The organism is Streptomyces sp. URMC 123 (assembly GCF_051386515.1).
Classification (GTDB): Bacteria; Actinomycetota; Actinomycetes; order Streptomycetales; family Streptomycetaceae; genus Streptomyces.
The window spans coordinates 1-5796 of sequence record NZ_JBPQTV010000369.1 but is presented as its reverse complement, the minus strand read 5'-3'; the positions used below and the strand labels follow the sequence as shown (position 1 = coordinate 5796).

The window sequence follows — 5796 nt, the reverse complement described above, 5'->3', positions numbered from 1 at the left end:
CCCCACGGTGCCCCCCGCAGCACGGAGGGCCACCCCGCGACGGCGCCGCGCCGCCGTGCCGACGCAGCCCGAGCACGTACCGTCCGCGCCGGAACCGTCGCAGCCCGCGCCCGTACCACCCGTGCCGCCCGCGCCGCTCCCGTCGCGGCCCGAGCACGCGCCACCTCCGCCACCCCCGCCGAATCCGTCGTCCTCCGACGCGCCTGACCCGGCCCCCGCGCGGAACAATGAAGACATGAATCAGTCCAGCTCGCAGGCGCAGGCGCAGGTTCAGCATCCGCAGCCCTCCGTGGGGTCGATCGCCGCACACCGCCCGCACACGGTCGTGGCGACCGTCTCCGACCTGGAGCCCGACATCGACGCCGACCCGGACTCGTACGAGGACGACGGCGTCGGCGGGGAGCTGCCGCAGGGCCGCTTCCTCGACCGGGAGCGGAGCTGGCTGGCGTTCAACGAGCGGGTGCTGGAGCTCGCCGAGGACCCCGCCACCCCGCTGCTGGAGCGCGCCAACTTCCTGGCGATCTTCGCGAGCAACCTGGACGAGTTCTTCATGGTGCGGGTCGCCGGTCTCAAGCGCCGCATCCACACCGGCGTGGCCACCCGCTCCGCCGCCGGCCTCCAGCCGCGCGAGGTGCTGGAGCAGATCTGGACCCGCTCCCGGGAGCTCATGGCCCGGCACGCCGCCTGCTTCCAGCAGGACGTCGCCCCCGAGCTCGCCGAGCAGGGCATCCATCTGATCCGCTGGCCCGAGCTGACGGAGAAGGAGCAGGCCCGTCTGTTCACCCTCTTCCGGCAGCAGATCTTCCCCGTGCTCACCCCGCTCGCGGTGGACCCGGCGCACCCCTTCCCGTACATCTCGGGGCTCTCGCTCAACCTCGCCGTGGTCGTGCGCAACCCCGTCAGCGGCCACCGCCACTTCGCACGGGTGAAGGTGCCGCCGCTGCTCTCCCGGTTCCTGGAGGCGTCGCCGCAGCGCTACGTCCCCCTGGAGGACGTGATCGCGGCGCATCTGGAGGAGCTGTTCCCCGGCATGGAGGTGCTCGCGCACCACATGTTCCGGGTCACCCGCAACGAGGACCTGGAGGTGGAGGAGGACGACGCGGAGAACCTGCTCCAGGCCCTGGAGAAGGAGCTGATGCGGCGGCGCTTCGGCCCCCCGGTGCGGCTGGAGGTCGAGGAGTCCATCGACCCGTACGTCCTCGATCTGCTGGTCCGCGAGCTGAAGATCACCGACGCCGAGGTCTACCCGCTGCCCGGCCCGCTCGACCTGACCGGGCTGTTCGGCATCGTCAAGCTCGACCGGCCGGAGCTGAAGTACCCGAAGTTCGTGGCCGGCACCCACCGCGACCTCGCCGAGGTGGAGTCCGCCTCCCCGCCGGACATCTTCGCCGCGCTGCGCGAGCGGGACGTGCTGCTGCACCACCCGTACGACTCCTTCTCCACCTCCGTCCAGGCCTTCCTGGAACAGGCCGCCACCGACCCCGACGTGCTGGCGATCAAGCAGACGCTCTACCGCACCTCCGGCGACTCGCCGATCGTCGACGCGCTCATAGAGGCGGCCGAGTCCGGCAAGCAGGTGCTGGTGCTCGTCGAGATCAAGGCGCGCTTCGACGAGCAGGCCAACATCAAGTGGGCCCGCAAGCTGGAGGAGGCCGGCTGCCATGTCGTCTACGGGCTGGTGGGGCTGAAGACCCACTGCAAGCTGTCGCTGGTGGTGCGGCAGGAGGGCGACACCCTGCGCCGCTACTCCCACGTCGGCACCGGCAACTACCACCCCAAGACCGCCCGCCTGTACGAGGACCTCGGCCTGCTCACCGCCGACCCGCAGGTCGGCGCGGACCTCTCCGACCTGTTCAACCGGCTGAGCGGCTACTCGCGGCGGGAGAACTACAGACGCCTGCTGGTGGCCCCCCGCAGCCTGCGCGACGGGCTCGTCCAGCGGATCACCAAGGAGATAGCCCACCACCACGCGGGGCGGCCCGCGTACGTCCGGCTCAAGGTCAACTCGGTGGTCGACGAGGCCGTCATCGACGCCCTCTACCGCGCCGCGCGGGCCGGGGTGCCGGTGGACGTGTGGGTGCGCGGCATCTGCGCCCTGCGGCCCGGCGTCCCGGGCCTCTCGGAGAACATCCGGGTGCGCAGCGTCCTGGGGCGCTTCCTGGAGCACTCGCGGGTGTTCGCCTTCGGGAACGGCGGCGACCCCGAAGTCTGGCTCGGCAGCGCGGACATGATGCACCGCAACCTCGACCGCCGCATCGAGGCGCTGGTCCGGGTGGCCGACCCCGCGCACCGCGCCGCCCTCAACCGGCTGCTGGAGACCGGGATGTCCGACGGCACCGCCTCCTGGCACCTGGGCCCGGACGGCAACTGGACGCGGCACGCGACGGACGCCGACGGTCAGCCACTGAGGAACGTTCAGGAGATGCTCATTGACGCCCGGAGGCGCCGGCGTGGCCCAGCGACACCATGACCCAGCCGGTGACCACGGGAGCGGCGGCGCCGGTGCGCCCACGCTCGCGGGCCCCGGGACCGACGCGGCCGGCACCGTCGACGCGGCCGGCACCGTCGACGCGGCCGGCACGGCCGACGCGGCCGGCGCCCTCGGCTCCGTCAGCGCCGGCGAGGTGCTGACGCGCTACCTCAACGCCCAGGCCGCCGAGTTCCTGCGCAGCCTCCGCCAGCACCGGGAGAGCGGGGCGGACGCCGAGGAGACCGTCGAGGCGGCCCGCCACCTGCGCCGCTGCGCCCGCCGCATGGGCGGCGCGCTGCACACCTTCCGGTCCCTGACCGACCCCGCCTGGGCCGACCCGCTGCGCTCCGAGCTCTCCTGGCTGACCGTGACGCTGGGGCGCGAACACGCCTACGCCGCCCGGCTGGCCCGCCTGCACGGCGCGCTGCACCGCCTGGCCGGGGCGGATGAGGCGTACGGGGCGGGCGCGGAGCCGTACGACGGATACGAGGACGGGTACGGGAGCGGGCTCGACGGCGATCCGGCCGCCGAGGAGCCGCGGGGCCGGGGCGCGGGCCCGGGGAGCCGGCCGGGCGCGGTGACGCCGGTGCCCGTCGGGGGCGCGGGCGTGGCCATCGCCGGACAGCGCTCGGCGGGGCGGCGGGCGCCCGGGGCCGACCCCGACTCCGACCACGAGACCGAGGCCGGGCCCGGCTCCGGCACGAGCACCGGCATCGGCACCGGCACCAGCGCAGGCATGGGCACGAGCACCGGCACGCGCCCCGGCCCCGAGGCGGACGCGGGCGCGGCGGGCGGCCGGCTCACCGTCGGCGCCGCGCGGGCGGGCGCGCTGCTGGAGCGCAGGCTCACCCTCGCCCGCACCCGCGCCCACTCCGCCGCCCTCCAGGCGCTGGGCTCGGCCCGCTGCCACGCCGTCGTCGACGCGGTCGCGCTCCTCGTCTCCGAGGTCCCGCTCGACCCTTCGGCCGCCCGCGGCCCGGCCGGCGAGGTGCTCCCGCCGCTCGTCCGGCTCAGCCACCGGCGGCTGCTCGACGCCGTGGCGGCGCTGCCGCTCGCGCGGGCCGGGCACCCGTACAGCGGCGAGGCCCTGCAGCACGCGCTCGCGGCCACCGACAGCGCCGACGCGCCCCCGGCGAGCGACCGCCAGGACGCCCCCTGGCACCGGGCGCGGGCGCTGCTGCGGCTGCGCAGGTACGCCCAGGAGGTGCTGGACGGGGCAGGGGGCGCGGTGGGTTCCGGGGGCGCGGGAGGTGCGGGGCCGGCGGCCGGCGGGGTGCCGCATGCCGTCCGGCTGCACGGCCTGGCCCAGCCGCTGGAGCGCCACCGGGACGCGGCGGAGGCCGCCGCCGCGGTGGCCGCCGCGGCCCGTACGCCCCGCATCGCCCCCGCCACGGCGTACGCGCTCGGGGTGCTCCACGCCGATCAGCGGCACGACGTCGAGGCGGCGCGGTACGCCTTCGGGCGGCTCTGGCAGCGGATCGCGGAGGAGGGGGCATGACCGCCGGCGGCAACGGGACGGTGGTGCGCGCGGCGGGCTGCGTGCTGTGGCGCCGGCCGCCGCACGGGGCGCCGGAGCCGCAGGGGGCGCCACCCGGGGGCGAGCCGATCGAGATCGGCCTCGTCCACCGGCCGAAGTACGGCGACTGGTCGCACCCGAAGGGCAAGCTCAAGCGGGACGAGGAGGCCCTCGCCGGGGCGGTCCGCGAGGTCCTGGAGGAGACCGGCATGGACTGCCTGCCCGGCGCGGTCCTGCCCACCGTGCGCTACGAGGCCGGGGGCCGGCCCAAGGAGGTCCGCTACTGGGCGGCCGAGGCGGTGGGCGGCACGTTCGTCCCCGGGCGCGAGGTGGACCGGCTGCTGTGGCTGCCGCCCGCGGCGGCCAAGGACGTGCTGACCCACGCCCGCGACCGCGACCTCGTCGACGCGCTGGTCAGGGCGCTCCCCGAGCACTGACGGGCCCCTCACCAGGGGCCGGGCCCCGCGAGTTCCCCGCTGGCTTCCCTTGAGTGGGGGCTTGTCAACTTTCCTTCTGCGAGCTATATAGACATACGTGAGGCATCGCAGCCCAGTGCCGCAAGGAAGGAGATGACCCGTGATGCTCATGCGTACGGACCCGTTCCGCGAGTTCGACCGTCTCGCCCAGCAGGTCCTCGGTACCGCCGGACGCCCCGTGGCCATGCCCATGGACGCGTACCGCGCGGGTGACGAGTTCGTCGTCCACTTCGACCTGCCGGGTGTCGACCCGGAGAGCGTCGACCTCGACGTCGAGCGGAACGTGCTGACCATTCGGGCGGAGCGCCGCTCCCCGGCCCCCGAGAACGTCGAACTGATCGCGTCCGAGCGGCCCACGGGCGTCTACAGCCGGCAGCTCTTCCTCGGGGACACCCTGGACACCGAGCGGATCGACGCCTCGTACGACGCGGGCGTGCTCACCATTCGCATTCCGGTGGCCGAGCAGGCCAAGCCGCGGAAGATCCAGATCTCCGGCGGCGGCGCGGGCCCGAAGCAGATCGGCTCCGCGGGCTGACCGACCCACCCGGGGGCCGGCCCGGCCACGGGCCGACCCCACCACGGGGACGCGCGGCGAGGACACGGTCGGCGAGGACCGGACGGTGACGACCGCGCGGCGCGCCGCGCGCCGCGCAGCGCATACGCTCGGGCGCATGGCCGCACGTCCCCCCTCCACCCCCCGCCCCGTCGGGACCGTCACGCGCGGCACCACCAACCCCAACCGGCTGCGCCGCATGGACCGCTGGATCGCCGCCGCGCACGGCCCCGAGCTGCGGCGCTGCGGCGACCCCGTGGCGGTGGACCTCGGCTACGGCGCGGCCCCCTGGACCGCCGTCGAGCTGCTGGCGCGGCTGCGCACGGTCCGCGGGGACGCCGAGGTCGTCGGCGTGGAGATCGACCCGGCGCGGGTGGCGGGGGCCGCGCCGTACGAGCGCCCCGGCCTGACCTTCGCGCACGGCGGCTTCGAGGTGCCCCTGCCGGGCGCGCCGGGCCGCCGGCCGACGCTGATCCGGGCGGCGAACGTCCTCCGCCAGTACGACGAGGACGAGGTCCGCGACGTCTGGCGGCGGCTGTGCGGCCGGCTGGCCCCGAACGGCCTCCTGGTGGAGGGCACCTGCGACGAGATCGGGCGGCGCCACGTCTGGGTGGCCCTCGGGCCCGAGGGCCCGCGCACGGTCACCTTCGCCACCCGGCTCGGCTCCCTGGACCGCCCCTCCGACCTGGCCGAGCGCCTGCCCAAGGCGCTGATCCACCGCAATGTGCCGGGCGAGCCGGTGCACGCGTTCCTGCGCGACTTCGACCGGGCCTGGGCGGCG

At 75.6% G+C, this 5796-nt stretch carries 5 protein-coding genes; all 5 read left to right on the top strand.

Features of this window, described 5'->3' with window-relative positions; translation table 11 throughout:
- Nucleotides 1-235: 235 nt before the first annotated feature.
- Nucleotides 236-2470 (top strand): RNA degradosome polyphosphate kinase, encoded by a 2235-nt coding sequence (locus ACSNOD_RS27375; protein WP_436769752.1) that lies wholly within the window; start codon nt 236-238, stop codon nt 2468-2470.
- Entirely contained in the window at nt 2451-3968 is a 1518-nt protein-coding gene (locus ACSNOD_RS27370) for a CHAD domain-containing protein (protein WP_436769751.1), read from the top strand. The genes ACSNOD_RS27375 and ACSNOD_RS27370 overlap by 20 nt, the downstream gene beginning before the upstream one ends.
- Complete coding sequence (locus ACSNOD_RS27365; RefSeq protein ID WP_436769750.1) at nt 3965-4423, top strand: NUDIX hydrolase; 459 nt, start codon at nt 3965-3967, stop codon at nt 4421-4423. Before ACSNOD_RS27370 ends, ACSNOD_RS27365 begins: the two co-directional genes overlap by 4 nt.
- A 142-nt stretch (nt 4424-4565) precedes the next feature.
- Nucleotides 4566-4997, top strand: a complete 432-nt coding sequence (locus ACSNOD_RS27360; protein WP_436769749.1) for an Hsp20/alpha crystallin family protein — start codon at nt 4566-4568, stop codon at nt 4995-4997.
- Nucleotides 4998-5133: 136 nt separating this feature from the next.
- On the top strand, nt 5134-5796 hold a 663-nt coding region (locus tag ACSNOD_RS27355; protein ID WP_436769748.1), incomplete at its 3' end, for a class I SAM-dependent methyltransferase.